Raw genomic sequence first — 14,485 nt, forward strand, 5'->3', positions numbered from 1 at the left:
TAATCTTTAACTATGAGCTCACTCGTATTCCTAGATCCGGCATATCCTGCCGGACGTCTAGCAGATATTAATGCACCCCAACTTCCAGTAACCGCCCAGGGCGTGACACGCGGAGACGGTGTGTTTGAGTCGATGCTTTACACCAACCAGGCAGTGCGCAAAATGGAAGCGCATTTGGCCCGCTTGGCTATCTCGGCCGAAACCTGTGATTTGGTCATCCCCGATGAACACCGCTGGCGTTCGGCCATTGATACGGCCGTCGCCGATTTTGATGCCGACGGCGGCGCCGAAGAAGCCGTAGTGAAACTCGTTGTTTCGCGAGGCTCCACGGATGCCGAACAGGCTCTTTGCTGGGTGACTGTTTCACCAGCACCACAGCTTGGTAAAGACCAGCGCGAAACAGGAATCGACGTCCTGCTGTTGGATCGTGGCTACGACTCAAAAATTGCCGAACGCGCCCCATGGCTGTTGATGGGTGCCAAAACCCTGTCTTATGCAGTGAATATGGCGGCCTTGCGCTTCGCGCAGAAACACGGCGCTCAAGACGTAATTTTCACTTCTTCAGATGGTGTAGTTCTCGAAGGCCCAACGTCTACGGTCTTGCTGGCGCAACGCGACGGCGACACCAAACGATTGATCACCCCGATGCTTGAAACCGGTATTTTGCCGGGGACCACGCAGAGCGCAATCTTTGACGCAGCCGAACAATACGGCTGGGAACTGGGCTACGGTCCGTTGCGCCCCGAGGACCTCTACAACGCTGATGGCGTCTGGTTGGTTTCCTCGGTACGCCTGCTCACGCCGGTACACACCATCGATGCCAAACCGCTGCGCTTGGACGCTGAGCTCCATGCGGAGCTCAGCGACCTGAGCGATTCAATTCGTTAGGTCCACACTAGGTTGAAGGTGCCCGCCCACAGGGCTGCACCGATGGCCGCCGAGCCAAGCAAAATACCAACTGTCAGCACCGCTGCATCACGCAAGGTGAAGGTTGCACTGCGTACCCAGGTGCGCGTTCCGGTACCAAAACCTTTGGCTTCCATAGTCACTGCGAGCCTTCCTGCGCGGCGCAACGCTTGGACAAGCAATGCCAATACCTGGCCAAGTTTGGCTTTCACCCGTTGTATCGGTGAGCGTAGGTCTCCCACTCCGCGCGCCCTGCGCGCCAAGGTGAGGGTGGTAAATTCTTCCACGAGTAAACCTAGCAATCGCATGCCTGCAAGTGCACCCAAGACGAAGCGGTGCGGCACCTTCAGCTGCTGAGCCAAGGCCCCGCCAAGATCGCTGGGATTGGTGGAACTCAGTAGCAGGACCGTGGGTACGGCTAAGGCCATGGCACGTAACCCGGTGGCGATTCCGGCATTCACCGATCCTTCGCTAATGCTAAGAATTCCTAGACTAATCAGTGTGGCCCCGGAGTCCTCACCCACCAAGGCGATCCCCCACGCGGCCAAGGCCCCAGCGATAATCAGTGGCCAGCTTCGGCGCAGGAAGCGTCCCACGCTCAAGCCCGCCAGCGGGAGCGCGAGCAGTGTGGCACCAATAATGACACAGGCCGAGACCCCGTCGATGGTAGAGATTAATGGCAAGGTTGCAGCCGCAACGGCTCCAAGCTTGGCCAGTGGGTTGATCTTTGTCAGCCAGCTGCGCCCCAAGGGAGCATCAAGCATTGGACCCTGCACAGCGATTCGACGCCCAGCATTATCAGCCTCACGAGTCAGATGCAGTGCCGACGCTTCTAGAGCACGGGCAAAATCCGCGTCGTGAGTCACCGCCACCACGCTGGTGCCCGAGCGCAACTCTTCGATGAGAATAGTTGCTAGTTCCAGCCACGTATTGGCATCTTGGCCAAAGGTGGGCTCATCTAGGATGAGCACATCGGGTGAGGCTGCAAGTACCGTGGCAACAGATAATCTGCGCTTTTCACCGCCAGAGAGCGTGAACGGATTAGCATCTGCCAGCGCCGTTAGCCCCAAGCGTTCAAGCAACTCCTCTACCCGTCGTTCCACCGCCTGGGAATCAAACTGATCCTGTTGACTGCCCGCTAGCCGTGCCCGTGTCGGTGCGAACGCTAGTTCTTCACGGACGCTCTGGGTGACGAATTGATGTTCTGGCTCTTGGAATACCGTCCCGATTCTGGCCACCAGCATCCCAGCTCGCCAGCTGAACGGGTCATTTCCCTGTCCTTGGGACAGTTGCGGACTTACCTCAAGCGTTCCGGAAGCCGGCTCAAGCAACCCGCCTAAGGTCAACGCCAAGGTGGATTTACCTGCACCATTTTCGCCGAGCACCACCAGCGCCCGGGAGGCGTGCAGTTCTAGGTTTACCGGTTGGGTTCGTTCCGCATGGATACCGCGCGATGCTTGAAGTTCAACCGCGGTCAGTAACTGTGCGCCAGCGCTGGTCCCCACCGGTTCGGTCACTGGAACAAAGCCAGGAACCCAGATACCCGAGGCAGCTAATTCACGACGAATTTTTTCATCGTCAAATAATGCCTGCGGATCTAGGTCATGAACAATTCCTCCACCCGGGGCAAGCACGAGGACTCGATCCACATGTTTGGCCCACGCCTGCAGACGGTGTTCCACCACGATCAGTGTTGCCCCGGTAGTATTCGCCGCGGCGAGTACTGCGTCTCGCAAGGGTTCGATACCTGCCGGATCAATATTTGCGGTGGGCTCGTCCAGCAGCATCAGGCCCGGATTCATTGCCAAGATTCCAGCGAGGGCAAGGCGTTGTTTTTGGCCTCCAGAGAGTTCCTGGGTGCGGTGCGCCAGGTCTAGGTCTCCAAGCCCTACCTCTTTGAGTACCTGTGGGATTCGGGCCCGGATGACTTCTGGGGCAATGCCAAGGTTCTCGGCACCAAAAGCGACGTCGTCACCAACTCGGCTCTGTACGATTTGAGTCTCGGGATCTTGCTGCATGAGACCGACGGGGAATTTCCGGGCAAAAGCATCTTGCTGGTGAATCTTTAGGACACCGGTAGCAATTTGGCGTTCATCTGCTTCCAGCACCCCGGCCAAGGCGTGCAACAACGTGGATTTTCCGGCGCCAGAGGCACCAAGCAAGAGTACTTTCTGTCCTGCAGGAATCTGTACGTTCAGTCCATGTAAGGCTGGAACTTCACGTTCGGCATGATGCCAACCAAAATCGCTGGCAAGAATTTCAAGTCCCCGCCCGGAAGTACGTTCGGCAGTGTGTGCTGCACTGGTGGTACTCACTTCAGACACGTCCCCACGGGCTTTCCAGATGGGCTGAGCGGCTGGTCAAGGCGCCCAGCGCACCGGTTTTTGCCAAGGCACGAGTGGCTAGCCAAGTCAACAGCCCGGCAATGATCAGACCGGAAATACCGGTGGCAAATACGTGGAACAGTTTCATCGCTTCGGTATATTCCGCGACGTAGCCCATCAGGTAGGCTTCACCGATTCCGCCGAAAATACCGGTCATGAAGCCGGCGAGCAACGCTACGGGTAAATTCCAGCGGCGGTACCTGAAAGCAACAAAAATAACCTCAGCTCCCAGTCCCTGAATGACACCTGAGATTAGTACGCCCAGTCCCCACTGGGATCCTAACAATGCCGAAATGATGGCTGCGAGAAGTTCGCAGTACAGTGCGGCACCGGGTTTACGGATGATCAGCGCTCCGAGTACTGCTGGGAAAAGCCACAAGCCTGAAAGAAGCGCGGTACCTGGTGGGAACGCGACAAATGCGAGGCTGACAATTCCGTAGCCTGCGTTCCACGCCCAAAAGATGACGCCCGAGGCGACAGCGATCACTGATGCTACGACAATGTCTACCACGCGCCATTGCGCGCGAGTTGTTGCTGGTGCAACGTTCATAAGGTTGGTCCTCCTGTGTCAGGAGGGGAGATGTACGGACTCGTAGGCGTTTGATGGCGCACACAATCCGCATCCGAGATGCTCGACTTCCTTCGCCGGTACTAACCGGAGCAGGTTCGAGGGTCTGCGATCTATCGCACTCTCAGCGTCTGGCGCCGCGAACGGCATGACGCTCCCCTGTCGGAATGATTACTGCTCACCCACCATACCGCAGGTATGCTGGGTTACAGAACGAATCCCCAATACACGAATGCGAGGACCACATGAATCCAGTTCAGAAGCTGATCACCCTTGGAATTTCTATGGGTGCAGGAATGCTCGGAAGTAAGCTCATTGACAAGGTATGGCAGGGATTCACCGGAAATGCTGCACCTCGCAAGGGCAGCGAAGAAGCCGCTGAAGCCTCGATGCGTCAAGCTCTAGCCTTCGCAGTCTTTTCCGCCGCAGTCGCAGCAATTCTTCAGGTGCTCGCCGAACGCGGAACAAACAAAGCGATCTCCAGGTTCAGCAAGTAATACTGTGTACTTATAGTTGTGGGGCGGGCCTTCTGGCCCGCCCCACAACTGTTTAATCTCGTTTATGAATTTTCAGTCTCGTCCGCTTTGGTGCCTTCAATTCTTGTTACGGCCCCGGTGTTTCCAGTTGCTTCAGAATGCGTGCTGATAACCCTCTTTAATTCATCAACATGCAACGTTTCTTTGGCAACGTGTTTGGTGCGATATCCGGCGCGACCGATCATGTGAGCCGAAACCGGCGCGGTGAGCAACTGTAATCCCCACGCCAGCACCAAGACCGGGACCAGAATCCAGCTACGCAGGTGAATGGCTAGTCCGGCAAACAACAGCAAGAATCCGAGCACTTGTGGTTTGGTCGCCGCGTGCATGCGCGAGAGCAGGTCCGGGAAGGTGATCAAACCAATTCCGGCGATCAATGACATCAGCGAACCTGCCACAAGCAACACAGCAACAACAATCTCTAGGAAGAAGTCCATTAGGCATTCCTCTGATCCGAGACAAAGCGGGAGACCGTCACCGAGCCGATGAACCCCAGTGTGCAGGCCACCACCACGAAGAGCAGATAATCCGTGTGGCGGTTGATGGCCATATCGAGGCACAACGCGCTGGAAATGATCAGCAAGATGACGTCCAAGGCCAACACTCGATCAAGAATCGAGGGGCCTTTGAAGACTCGCCATAGGCAGGCAATTGAGGCCAGTGCCAGCATGACTCCACCAATCCATACTGCAGTTTCAATCATTTACTTGGCCTCCTAGTGGAGAAATCTGGGCCTTCTTCGGCTTTGATTGCTTCGTATTCGTCGGGACTGCCGATAGCCATGATCAACCGACGTTCAATATCGCGGATATTAGCTCGAGCTTTTTCCACTTCTGCGTCACTATTCACATCGAGGTAGTGCAGGTACAGCGTGGAACTGCTGCGGTCCACATCAACTACGAACGAGCCAGGGATCAGAGTCAGTACGTGTCCTACGGTCATCACGATCAGGTCTGATTCGGTACGCAAAGGGACCGCGATCAGTGCGCTGCGCGCCTTTTTGCCGCGTACTACGGCAATCCACGCCACGTGAACACTGGCCGCAAAAACCTGTCCAATAAACCAGATGAACAACTTCAAGCAATACCAAAGATTAATACGACCTGGCAGAACTACCGGCGGTAGCGGGAATAGATTCACGATGATGATTGACAAGATCGCGCCAAAGAGCAGGTTACCTATGGAGAAGTCTTGCCATAGCGCGCCCCAGACGAAAATCAACAATAAGAGCAGCGGCCATTCCTGTTTAAAGGTGGCGCGGTGCCGGACGCCAGAGGTATCCAGCGCATCATCGATACGCTGATCGCGAGGTGTGAGGTCCTTAGGTTGCATGTCTACGCCTCCTAACTCAACGGTAGTACTGCGTTGATAAATGGTTCACGGGCAATCAGCTCGGCCGCTACGCGCTGGCAGAATGCAAAGATTGGCCCGGCAAAAACTGTGAGTGCAATACCTGCAACTACCAGAGAACCGGTGGCATAGCGCATGCCCCACGGCAAGGATTCCGCTTCCAGCTCGCGTGCAAGCTTACGTCCCAAATGAGGTGCTTGGGCGCCACCGACGGCGGTTTGTTCCAAGACCCGTGTAGATTCGGCCACCAGTTGTGCGCTGGGTACCTCGGCGTCTGCCGCGCGGCGCCAGAACATACGCGCCCACACACGAATAATTGCCAACAAGGTCAAGAGGCTGGTCAGCAGACCTGCGCCAATGACAACCCAAGTGAGCGCGTCTGCATCTGCTGCGGCAGCGTGCAACAGTCCGAATTTTCCGAGGAAACCGGAGAACGGTGGTATGCCGCCCAAGTTGATTGCCGGGATGAAGAAGAGGATTGCTAAGGCCGGGGACAGCTTGGCTAGGGAACCGAGTTTGGTGACGTTTGCGCTCCCGGCACGACGTTCAATGAGTCCTGCCACCATGAACAGTGAGGTCTGCACAATGATGTGGTGACCCACGTAGTAGATCGTGGCAGCAATGGCTAATGGTCCGCCGACCGCGACACCAAAGATCAAATATCCAATGTGACTGGTCAGCGTGAAGGAGAGCATACGTTTGAAGTCTGTCTGCGCCAACGCACCAAGAATACCGATGACCATGGTGAGGGTCGCAACGACCAGTAGCGCCGCATTCACCGTTCCACCGGGGAAGAGCAGGGTCTCGGTACGCACAATCGCGTAAACGCCGACCTTTGTCAGCAACCCGGCGAACACTGCCGTGACCGGGGCTGGCGCCGTCGGGTAGGAGTCCGGAAGCCAGAGCGAAAGCGGGAAAACGGCTGCTTTGATGCCAAAGGCAATGAGCAGTAAGACGTGCAGGATCAGCTGCGGGCCTTGATCAAGCTCTGGCAGTTTGACGGCCAGGTCTGCCATATTCACGGTACCTGTGGCCGCATAGATCATCGCGATGGCCATCAGGAATATCACCGAGGAGACCACCGAAACAACCACATAGGTGGTACCGGCTCGAATACGCTCGGCCGTGCCACCCAAGGTGAGCAGCACGTAACTGGCGGTCAAGAGAATTTCAAAGCCGACATAAAGGTTGAATAGGTCAGCGGCGAGGAAGGCGTTGGAGACGCCGGCTAGAAGAATCAGGTAGGCGGGGTGGAAGACCGATACTGGTCCAGGCTCGTCACCATCGGCTAGACCTTGACTGGTGGCGTAGAGCAGCACCGCCAGGGATACCACGGTGGAGATCAAGAGCATGAAGGCACTAAAGCCGTCGACCATCAGCGCGATACCGAACGGTGCATCCCAGCCACCAATGTGGATGGCATAGCTTTCTCCGCCCCAGACCGCGGCGACCATTCCAACTTCTAACACCATGGTCAGGCATAAAATGCCGATAGTGATCAGACGCTGGGTACGTAATCGGCGACGGGCGAGGAAGGCCGCGCCAGCACCGAAAATCGGGAGTAGGACTGCTAAGGGGGAGAGTTCTAGAAAGTTCATTTTTACTCCTCCCCTTCTCGAATTGGTCGGCCTTCTTCATCGACGAATTCTGTCGTGTCTTCGGCTACCGGCGAATCTTCTTCTTCGTCATATGCGGTGGACTGCGAAACCTTAATATCTTCGGTATCATCGGCCACGATATCCGCACTGGTCAGTGCCCAAGAACGATAGATCATGGCGAGCAAGAATGCGGTTACCGCGAAGGTAATGACGATCGCGGTGAGGATCAGTGCCTGCGGCAGCGGGTCAGAATATTCGCTCGGATCCCTGCTTGAGTCGAACAGCGGCGCAACACCGCGCCGCCCTCCGGTGGTCAAGATCAGCAGGTTCACCCCGTTGCCCAACAGCATAATGCCCAACAGCACCCGGGTCAGGGTGCGTTCAAGCACCAGATAGAACCCGGCAGCCAGCAGCACCCCGGTGATTACCAAGAAGGTAATGTTGACGCTCATCGTCCCACCCCCAAGGTTGCGGAGTGGCTGACATCGTGTTGTTCCACCGGCGAGCGTCCTTCGGACAGCTCGTCGATTTCGCTACCCAGCGAGCGTAAGACGTCCTGTACGAGACCAAGGACCACCAAATACACTCCAATATCGAAAATTGTTGAGGTGACGAACTTATGTTCGCCAAAGATTGGCAACCAGAGCTCCCAGGCATACATGGTGAAGATCGCGTCGCCAAAGAGCACCGGCACCAGCCCGGCGATACCGGCTAGGGCTAGGCCACCACCGATAAGCATGCCCGGGGCAATACGCATTGATTCTGAAAGTTCCACGCGTCCGCCGGCTAGGTAGCGGATGGTCAAGGCCAGTCCGGCGATCAATCCGCCTGCGAAGCCACCACCAGGGGTGTTGTGTCCGGAGAGCAAGGCATACACACTGAGCAACAACACGGTGTGGAAGACCAGTCGGGTGACAACTTCAAAAATAATGGAACGGCGTTCGGCGACCAAGGTATTACCGGCCATCAGCCAGTCTTGGTTGCTGGAGGTCGCAAAACGGCGTGCCACCCGCAACCCAACTTCCTTGCTGTTCTGGTCTCCCATCGCTTCGGAACCGCGGTCGATACTTCCCGGGGCCACTTCATGGGCGCGTAGCCGAGTGCCAAAGCCGCGCCCGGCAAAGACCAGCGAGGCTACACCGGTAGCTGCGGCGGCAAGCACCGTGATTTCTCCGAAGGTATCCCAGACGCGAATATCAACCAGCGTCACGTTCACGATGTTCTTGCCGAAGCCTTCGTAGTAGGCAAGTTCCGGGAAGGACAGTGAAATTGGTGCTTCGCTACGTGCGGCCATCATCGCGATCGCGATGTACACCACCATCAGCGCCAGCGCGATGGCCAGTACTGCACGGCCCCACTTGATTGTGCTCAGCCCGACCCAGAGTCGTTTAGGCAGTGCACGCAACGCCAGCACGAAGGAAACCAACACAATAGTTTCAACCAAAAGCTGGGTCAGGGCCAGATCCGGGGCACCTTGCAGTGCGAAGATCGCGACCATGCCGTAACCGGTCACCGAGACCATCAGCACTGCCATGAAACGTTTTGGTGCCACGATGGCGGTCACACAACCGACGATGATAATCGCACCGATCACCAGCTGTGCCGGGTGGTCAGCGATAACCCAATTTGTCGGCCACGGTGTTTCGACCGTCAAGGCGATGGACAGTGGCAAGATGAGCACAACCATCAAGATCACGCCCAGGTAGAAGGACAAGGAACCACGCTGGGTACGGCCGGTAATCCAAATCGCAACGCGGTCAATGACGTTGATGCTTACACGGTAAATTTCTTCGGCAGAAATCATATTGCGGCGTAGCGGTGCGCCGGTATCGGTGCGCTTACGCAACCAGAAGAACAAGATACCGATGCTCACCGAGATCGCACTCAAACCCAGTGCCGAGTTAAACCCGGCAAACAGCTTCAAATGCATGTCGCCCGGTCCACCTTGTAAGAGCGACCAATGTGCTACCAGTGGTTCAATCAGTGCCGGGTAAAGGCCAAGAGTTAGGGTGCATAAGCTAAGCACCAGCAGCGGGCTGAGGAAGATCAGCGACGGACGTTTAGTAGTTGTCAGGCCCGCAATTTTTTTCTTCACGCCAAACGCGCCAACCAAGAAGCGCAGGGAGTACGCCATGGTCAGTGCCGCGCCGAGGACCAAGCCAATCAGCGCAAAGATTCCCCACCCGGTCTCCAAATGCAAGGCAGCTTCGTACACCGCCTCCTTGGATACAAAGCCAAAGAGCGGCGGAATACCAGCCATAGATGCGACGGCGATAGTGGCGATCAGCGCCAAGCCGGGCATGCTGCGACGCAGACCCGAAAGCTTACGGATGTCACGAGTACCGGTGTTGTGGTCAATGATGCCCACGGTGAGGAACAGGGTGGCTTTAAACAGTCCGTGAGCCAGCGTGAGGGCAAGCGCTGCGAAGGCCGCTTCGGCGGTACCAAATCCAAAGATGGCAATGATGAAACCAAGCTGGGAGACGGTACCGAAGGCGAGGATCAGCTTCAAGTCATATTGTTTCAGTGCCCGGAAGCCGCCGATCAGCATCGTCAGCACACCGATACCGACGGTGATAGGAACCCAGAAGGTGGTGTCGGAGAAGCCCGGAGCTAACCGGGCAATCAGGTAAACGCCGGCCTTCACCATGGCTGCAGCGTGGAGGTAGGCGGAGACCGGGGTGGGCGCCGCCATCGCGCCGGGCAGCCAGAAGTGAAATGGAACCAGTGCGGATTTGGAGATCGCGCCAATCAAAATCAGGGCGATGGCCACGTCGACAAACATGCCGCTGGCCACCAGTTGGTCCGATTGGGCGATCCATTCCGAGAGCCGGTAACTCCCGGTCTGAACGCCGATCATCAACAAACCACCAAGCATTGCCAAGCCACCGAAGGTGGTGACGATCAGCGCATTCATGGCCGAGCGGCGCGCGGTGATCAGATGCTGACTAAAACCAATCAGCAAGTAGGAAAGTACCGAGGTGATTTCCCAGAAGATAAACATGATGATGACGTCATCTGCAGTCACCAGCCCGGTCATGGCACCGGCAAAGGCCACCATTTTGGCGGCAAATCCACCGATTTGTGGGTCATCATTTTTGAAGTAGCGGCCACAGTAGATCAGTACGAGCGCGCCGACACCCAGGATCAGTAGCAAGAGACTGGCGGCTAAGGCGTCCAAGCGGAAGTTCAGCCCGATATTCAGGCCAGGAATCCAGTCGATGCTCAGTGAAGGTGGCGCGTTGGGAGCACCGGAGGAAAGTGTCGGATCAGCTGCGAGTACCGCAGGAATGCGGGTGAGCAACCAAATAAATCCCGCTGCAGGAACTATTGCTACAACATAAAAAGCATTTCTTTTTAATGCTCTAAACAGTATTGGACACAACACTGCCGTAGCAAAGAGTGCAATGAGAATTACTAACACACGTCTCCTCTGTCGACTGAACAAGGGGCCAGAGTCCGACGAACAAAAAATGCCCGCTACGCAATTTTATCAGCCCAGAGCGGGATTTTATGCACTGTCGAGGGGTATGCGAAGCTTTTGTGCCAAGGGAGAACACCGGAATGAATTCCGAGAGCGGAATATCCGCCAGTAAATTCATTTACTGATCACCACAAACCTGTACGATGCCCACATGGGAACGAAAATTGAACCGGCGGTAATACAACCGGGTGACAAGTGGCTCAATAAATACACGTGGGCTTGGGCCAGTTGGGACTGGGGCCAGGCAGCAATCAACGCGGTGATGATCACGTTCGTGTTCACCGTGTATTTGACCAGTGAACTTTTCGGCGACACCGACCATTCCTCGCTGGTGCTCTCTATGGCTTTGTCACTGGCTGGTTTGCTGATCGCTTTGCTGGTGCCGGTGACCGGGCTGCGCGCCGACGCTGCGGGACGCCGCAAACTCTGGATTATGGTCAACACCTTCTTGCTCGTGGTGGTGTGTGCCGCCGGATTTTTTGTCTACCCTGACCCAAGCTTCCTGATCTTTGGTGTCGCAATTATTGCCGCGCTTTCACTATTCTCGGAGTTCGCCGGGGTCAACTACAACGCGGTACTCAATCAAATTTCGACCCGGGCCACCGTTGGTAAGGTCTCCGGATTCGGCTGGGGCATGGGGTACGTTGGTGGAATTCTTGCGCTGGCCTTGGTGCTCTTTGGGTTTGTGCAACCCATCATTGACTGGCCCGGAGCAAATACCACCGATTCACTGAACCTGCGCTGGGTCGCCGTCTTCAGCGCCGCATGGTGTTTGATCTTCGCTCTGCCCTTGTTCTTCGTTATTCCCGAGTCCGCTTCAACGCTATCCACCAAGATTCCCCTCTCACAGTCCTACAAGGTCCTGTGGGGACGAATCGTGGGACTCTGGCGAGAAGACCGCAATCTATTGTTTTTCCTCGGCTCCTCCGCGGTCTTTCGTGATGGGCTCAGTGCAATATTTACCTTCGGCGGCGTGATCGCTTCAGGAACTTTCGGTTTTACCTTGACCGAGGTCATCATCTTCGCGATTGTTGGCAATATGGTCGCCGCACTCGGTGCCGTGCTTGGAGGCCGACTCGATGATGTAATTGGCCCCAAAGCGGTTATTACCGGCTCATTGATCGGCTTGTTGGTTGCCGGCGCTGGAGTGTTCTTCTCCCCCGAAGCCAGAGGATTCTGGATTTTCGGCCTGTTGCTCACGCTCTTTGTTGGACCGGCACAATCCGCCTCACGTTCTTACCTGTCGCGGATGATTCCGCCTGGCCGTGAAGGTGAACTTTTTGGCCTGTACGCAACCACCGGACGTGCGGTCTCCTTCCTAGCCCCGCTGCTTTTTGGTCTAGCCATCGCCCTGGCTACGCCTTTCGTGGCAAGTGGAGAAGCGCAGCGCTACGGAATTCTAGGCATCTTGGTGGTGCTATTGATTGGGTTGTTCCTGCTCTTGCCGATTCAATCGCCACGCAAAACATCAGACAACTAAAAGTTCTCTCATGATCCGTCACTGACTAGCAATGTTGGGTTTCCTAATGATTGACTGTGGCTTATGAAACAAGAAGAACCTGTGCACGGTGTCGAGCCGCATGATCGGAATGTCGCCGAAAGACTTAACTGGCTACGCGCCGGGGTTTTAGGTGCAAATGATGGCATCGTCTCGGTGGCTGCAGTGGTGGTCGGTGTCGCCAGTGCCACGACCGCCAATGCACCGATCATCACCGCTGGTGCCGCCGCGGTCATTGGTGGAGCAATATCAATGGCCTTGGGGGAATATGTTTCGGTAGCTAGCGCCGCAGATTCCCAGCGAGCGCTGATCGAAAAAGAGCGGGCAGAGCTACGCGATACTCCCGAAGCGGAGCTCGAAGAACTGACCGGTCTATATCAAGCTAAAGGGTTGAAGCCCGAGACCGCGTCACAAGTTGCCCAAGAACTGACCGAGCATAATGCGTTGCGCGCCCATTTGGATGCTGAGCTAAATCTCGACCCGGACGAGGTGCTCAGCCCGTGGCATGCGGCCTTCGCCTCGGCAATCGCATTCCTTACCGGCGCAATTTTGCCCTTCGTCACCGCGGTATTTTTGCCCGGCCCACTGAAAATACCCGTGACCTTTGTTGCCGTGTTGCTTGCGCTGGCGGTGACCGGTGCGTTGGGTGCCAAACTGGGAGGCGCACCGCTGTTACGTCCAACGCTCAGGGTACTCATCGGTGGAGCCGCCGCGCTGGTAGTGACCTTTGCTATTGGTTCCTGGCTGGGCGACAGTTCCTTGATGCACTAAAAACAAAAAACCGTGGTGTGCCCCAGGAGATAAAGGAGCAACCACGGTTTTGAGCAATATTGTTCGAACTTAGTCGGCGATGTTCGTCCGGTGGAAATTCAAGTGGCTGCGTGAAGCAGTCGGGCCACGCTGACCTTGATAACGGTTACCGTAAGGGCCAGAACCATAAGGGTGCTCGGTGTCCGAGGTGAGCTTGAAGAAACAAAGCTGACCAATTTTTGAACCAGGCCACAGCTTGATTGGCAAGGTGGCCATATTTGAGAGTTCAAGGGTGACGTGTCCGGAGAATCCCGGGTCAATGAAGCCGGCGGTCGAGTGGGTCAGCAGACCGAGCCGACCTAACGAACTCTTGCCTTCGAGCCGAGCAGCGACTCCGTTGCCCAGGCTCACCGCCTCGTAGGTAGAACCTAGGACAAACTCCCCCGGGTGCAAGATGAAGGGTTCATCCGCAGCCACCTCAACCAGGCGGGTCAGCTCATTTTGATCCTGCTCCGGATCGATATGAGCGTACTTGTGATTATCAAAGAGCCTGAAGAATCGGTCTAAGCGCACATCTACGGATGCGGGCTGCACCATCTCAGGGTCAAAAGGGGCTAAGCCAATTTCACCGGACGCAATTTCTCGACGAATGTCACCATCTGAATACAACACGTATCTAAAGTTATCTTGTTCGGTACCGGAAGTCGCAGTCTGGACGTAAAAAGAAGTGTTCAAATGTCGCCAAAGCTGAACTTCGGCCCGTTTTCTACGCTTTAACGTCGGCTTTGAACCAGATTCGCGTAAGGAAGCTGACCGTGTTCTTCAATAAAGCGAGCCTGATACTCGGATAGTGCCGCGTTCAGCTCTTCAGCTGGGAGCTCTTTCCACGCGATGATCAGTTTCCCCACTCCGCCTAGCTGCCACACCAAACGGCTATCCCAATGGCCAGGCGGCTTGCCGGCACCAAAATCAATGATTTCCTTGAGCTGAATTCGAAGCCCACGATTACCTTGGCTTCCCGGTCCGGCTTTGCCCAGGTACAGGATCTGTGCCGAGTCCACCCAACGTTCGCTCAAGTCTGCGACAGGCAACGAAGGGTCTTTCTTCTTGAAGACTCCTGCCGTGCTTTTCGTCAGAAATTTCGGGGTGAAGTCTGTCGGACGCATGATGACAAAGAGCCCTTGGCGATTCGGGACCCGGTTAATTTCTAAGGTCTTGATGGGCCGAAAACCGGTAAACCCGTCGGACTTCAGTTCCTTCATAGTCAAGTGATTCTCGGTCCTTGCTTGGTGGTTGGGTGATGCTGTGGGACGCAAGCTACAGCACAGAGTCCGCCATTCGATGTTACCCCCGATATTTGGTAGTGGGGCTCTTCAGAGAATGGCGCGTCCACAAGCGTAAAAAACATGTG

At 55.9% G+C, this 14,485-nt stretch carries 14 protein-coding genes and 1 riboswitch; of the genes, 4 read left to right on the forward strand and 10 right to left on the reverse strand.

Annotated features, from left to right (window positions below; translation table 11 throughout):
- Positions 1-12: 12 nt before the first annotated feature.
- A complete protein-coding gene (locus CQ011_RS06695; protein WP_096254251.1) occupies positions 13-888 on the forward strand; it encodes an aminodeoxychorismate lyase in 876 nt (291 codons plus the stop codon).
- On the opposite strand, the gene CQ011_RS06700 is transcribed toward CQ011_RS06695, so the two are convergent.
- Positions 885-3,221 carry an ATP-binding cassette domain-containing protein gene (locus tag CQ011_RS06700; protein ID WP_105676166.1) on the reverse strand — a complete coding sequence of 779 codons (2,337 nt, stop codon included), beginning with the start codon at positions 3,219-3,221 and terminating at the stop codon, positions 885-887. The two genes, CQ011_RS06695 and CQ011_RS06700, sit on opposite strands and share 4 nt — an antisense overlap.
- A gap of 1 nt (position 3,222) precedes the next feature.
- Positions 3,223-3,840, reverse strand: coding sequence for an ECF transporter S component (locus tag CQ011_RS06705; RefSeq protein WP_096254250.1), 618 nt, complete (start codon positions 3,838-3,840; stop codon positions 3,223-3,225).
- Between the two features lie 70 nt (positions 3,841-3,910).
- Positions 3,911-4,029: riboswitch (TPP riboswitch) on the reverse strand.
- A 74-nt stretch (positions 4,030-4,103) separates the two neighbouring features.
- Between CQ011_RS06705 and CQ011_RS06710 the strand changes: the two genes are divergently transcribed.
- On the forward strand, positions 4,104-4,355 hold the full coding sequence (locus tag CQ011_RS06710; protein ID WP_096254249.1) for a DUF4235 domain-containing protein: 252 nt from the start codon (positions 4,104-4,106) through the stop codon (positions 4,353-4,355).
- Between the two features lie 62 nt (positions 4,356-4,417).
- Here the strand turns inward: CQ011_RS06710 and mnhG are convergent, their stop codons facing one another.
- From mnhG to CQ011_RS06740, 6 genes are read right to left on the reverse strand one after another with little or no spacing between them, the layout of a single operon-like run.
- Positions 4,418-4,831 (reverse strand): monovalent cation/H(+) antiporter subunit G, encoded by a 414-nt coding sequence (gene mnhG / locus CQ011_RS06715; protein ID WP_105675821.1) that lies wholly within the window; start codon positions 4,829-4,831, stop codon positions 4,418-4,420.
- The gene (locus CQ011_RS06720; protein ID WP_096255500.1) at positions 4,831-5,097 is read right to left on the reverse strand and encodes an MrpF/PhaF family protein; all 267 of its coding nucleotides are present in this window, start codon (positions 5,095-5,097) and stop codon (positions 4,831-4,833) included. The genes mnhG and CQ011_RS06720 overlap by 1 nt, the downstream gene beginning before the upstream one ends.
- Entirely contained in the window at positions 5,094-5,726 is a 633-nt protein-coding gene (locus tag CQ011_RS06725) for a Na+/H+ antiporter subunit E (protein WP_105675823.1), read from the reverse strand. The genes CQ011_RS06720 and CQ011_RS06725 overlap by 4 nt, the downstream gene beginning before the upstream one ends.
- Positions 5,727-5,737: 11 nt before the next feature.
- Positions 5,738-7,342: a Na+/H+ antiporter subunit D gene (locus CQ011_RS06730; RefSeq protein ID WP_105675825.1), complete on the reverse strand. Its 1,605-nt coding sequence runs from the start codon at positions 7,340-7,342 to the stop codon at positions 5,738-5,740.
- A gap of 2 nt (positions 7,343-7,344) precedes the next feature.
- Positions 7,345-7,794 carry a Na(+)/H(+) antiporter subunit C gene (locus CQ011_RS06735; RefSeq protein ID WP_096255505.1) on the reverse strand — a complete coding sequence of 150 codons (450 nt, stop codon included), beginning with the start codon at positions 7,792-7,794 and terminating at the stop codon, positions 7,345-7,347.
- Positions 7,791-10,766 (reverse strand): Na+/H+ antiporter subunit A, encoded by a 2,976-nt coding sequence (locus CQ011_RS06740; RefSeq protein WP_105675827.1) that lies wholly within the window; start codon positions 10,764-10,766, stop codon positions 7,791-7,793. The genes CQ011_RS06735 and CQ011_RS06740 overlap by 4 nt, the downstream gene beginning before the upstream one ends.
- Positions 10,767-10,977: 211 nt before the next feature.
- Between CQ011_RS06740 and CQ011_RS06745 the strand changes: the two genes are divergently transcribed.
- Entirely contained in the window at positions 10,978-12,306 is a 1,329-nt protein-coding gene (locus tag CQ011_RS06745) for an MFS transporter (protein WP_105675829.1), read from the forward strand.
- Positions 12,307-12,369: 63 nt separating this feature from the next.
- Positions 12,370-13,095, forward strand: coding sequence for a VIT1/CCC1 transporter family protein (locus CQ011_RS06750; protein WP_096255510.1), 726 nt, complete (start codon positions 12,370-12,372; stop codon positions 13,093-13,095).
- Between the two features lie 69 nt (positions 13,096-13,164).
- On the opposite strand, the gene dcd is transcribed toward CQ011_RS06750, so the two are convergent.
- Together dcd and CQ011_RS06760 are read right to left on the reverse strand one after the other, a co-directional pair.
- On the reverse strand, positions 13,165-13,746 hold the full coding sequence (gene dcd, locus CQ011_RS06755) for a dCTP deaminase (protein ID WP_096255512.1): 582 nt from the start codon (positions 13,744-13,746) through the stop codon (positions 13,165-13,167).
- 101 nt (positions 13,747-13,847) lie between these two features.
- Positions 13,848-14,336: a hypothetical protein gene (locus tag CQ011_RS06760; protein WP_105675831.1), complete on the reverse strand. Its 489-nt coding sequence runs from the start codon at positions 14,334-14,336 to the stop codon at positions 13,848-13,850.
- Positions 14,337-14,485: the final 149 nt, after the last annotated feature.

The sequence above is a fragment of the Arthrobacter sp. MYb213 genome, assembly GCF_002979915.1.
Classification (GTDB): Bacteria; Actinomycetota; Actinomycetes; order Actinomycetales; family Micrococcaceae; genus Glutamicibacter.

Excerpts from the sequence above, each read along its gene's own strand:
- CQ011_RS06695 (WP_096254251.1), top strand. The coding sequence starts at position 13 with ATGAGCTCACTCGTATTCCTAGATCCGGCATATCCTGCCGGACGTCTA.
- CQ011_RS06705 (WP_096254250.1), bottom strand. The coding sequence starts at position 3,840 with ATGAACGTTGCACCAGCAACAACTCGCGCGCAATGGCGCGTGGTAGAC.
- CQ011_RS06710 (WP_096254249.1), top strand. The coding sequence starts at position 4,104 with ATGAATCCAGTTCAGAAGCTGATCACCCTTGGAATTTCTATGGGTGCA.
- mnhG (WP_105675821.1), bottom strand. The coding sequence starts at position 4,831 with ATGGACTTCTTCCTAGAGATTGTTGTTGCTGTGTTGCTTGTGGCAGGT.
- CQ011_RS06720 (WP_096255500.1), bottom strand. The coding sequence starts at position 5,097 with ATGATTGAAACTGCAGTATGGATTGGTGGAGTCATGCTGGCACTGGCC.
- CQ011_RS06725 (WP_105675823.1), bottom strand. The coding sequence starts at position 5,726 with ATGCAACCTAAGGACCTCACACCTCGCGATCAGCGTATCGATGATGCG.
- CQ011_RS06730 (WP_105675825.1), bottom strand. The coding sequence starts at position 7,342 with ATGAACTTTCTAGAACTCTCCCCCTTAGCAGTCCTACTCCCGATTTTC.
- CQ011_RS06735 (WP_096255505.1), bottom strand. The coding sequence starts at position 7,794 with ATGAGCGTCAACATTACCTTCTTGGTAATCACCGGGGTGCTGCTGGCT.
- CQ011_RS06745 (WP_105675829.1), top strand. The coding sequence starts at position 10,978 with ATGGGAACGAAAATTGAACCGGCGGTAATACAACCGGGTGACAAGTGG.
- CQ011_RS06750 (WP_096255510.1), top strand. The coding sequence starts at position 12,370 with ATGAAACAAGAAGAACCTGTGCACGGTGTCGAGCCGCATGATCGGAAT.
- CQ011_RS06760 (WP_105675831.1), bottom strand. The coding sequence starts at position 14,336 with ATGAAGGAACTGAAGTCCGACGGGTTTACCGGTTTTCGGCCCATCAAG.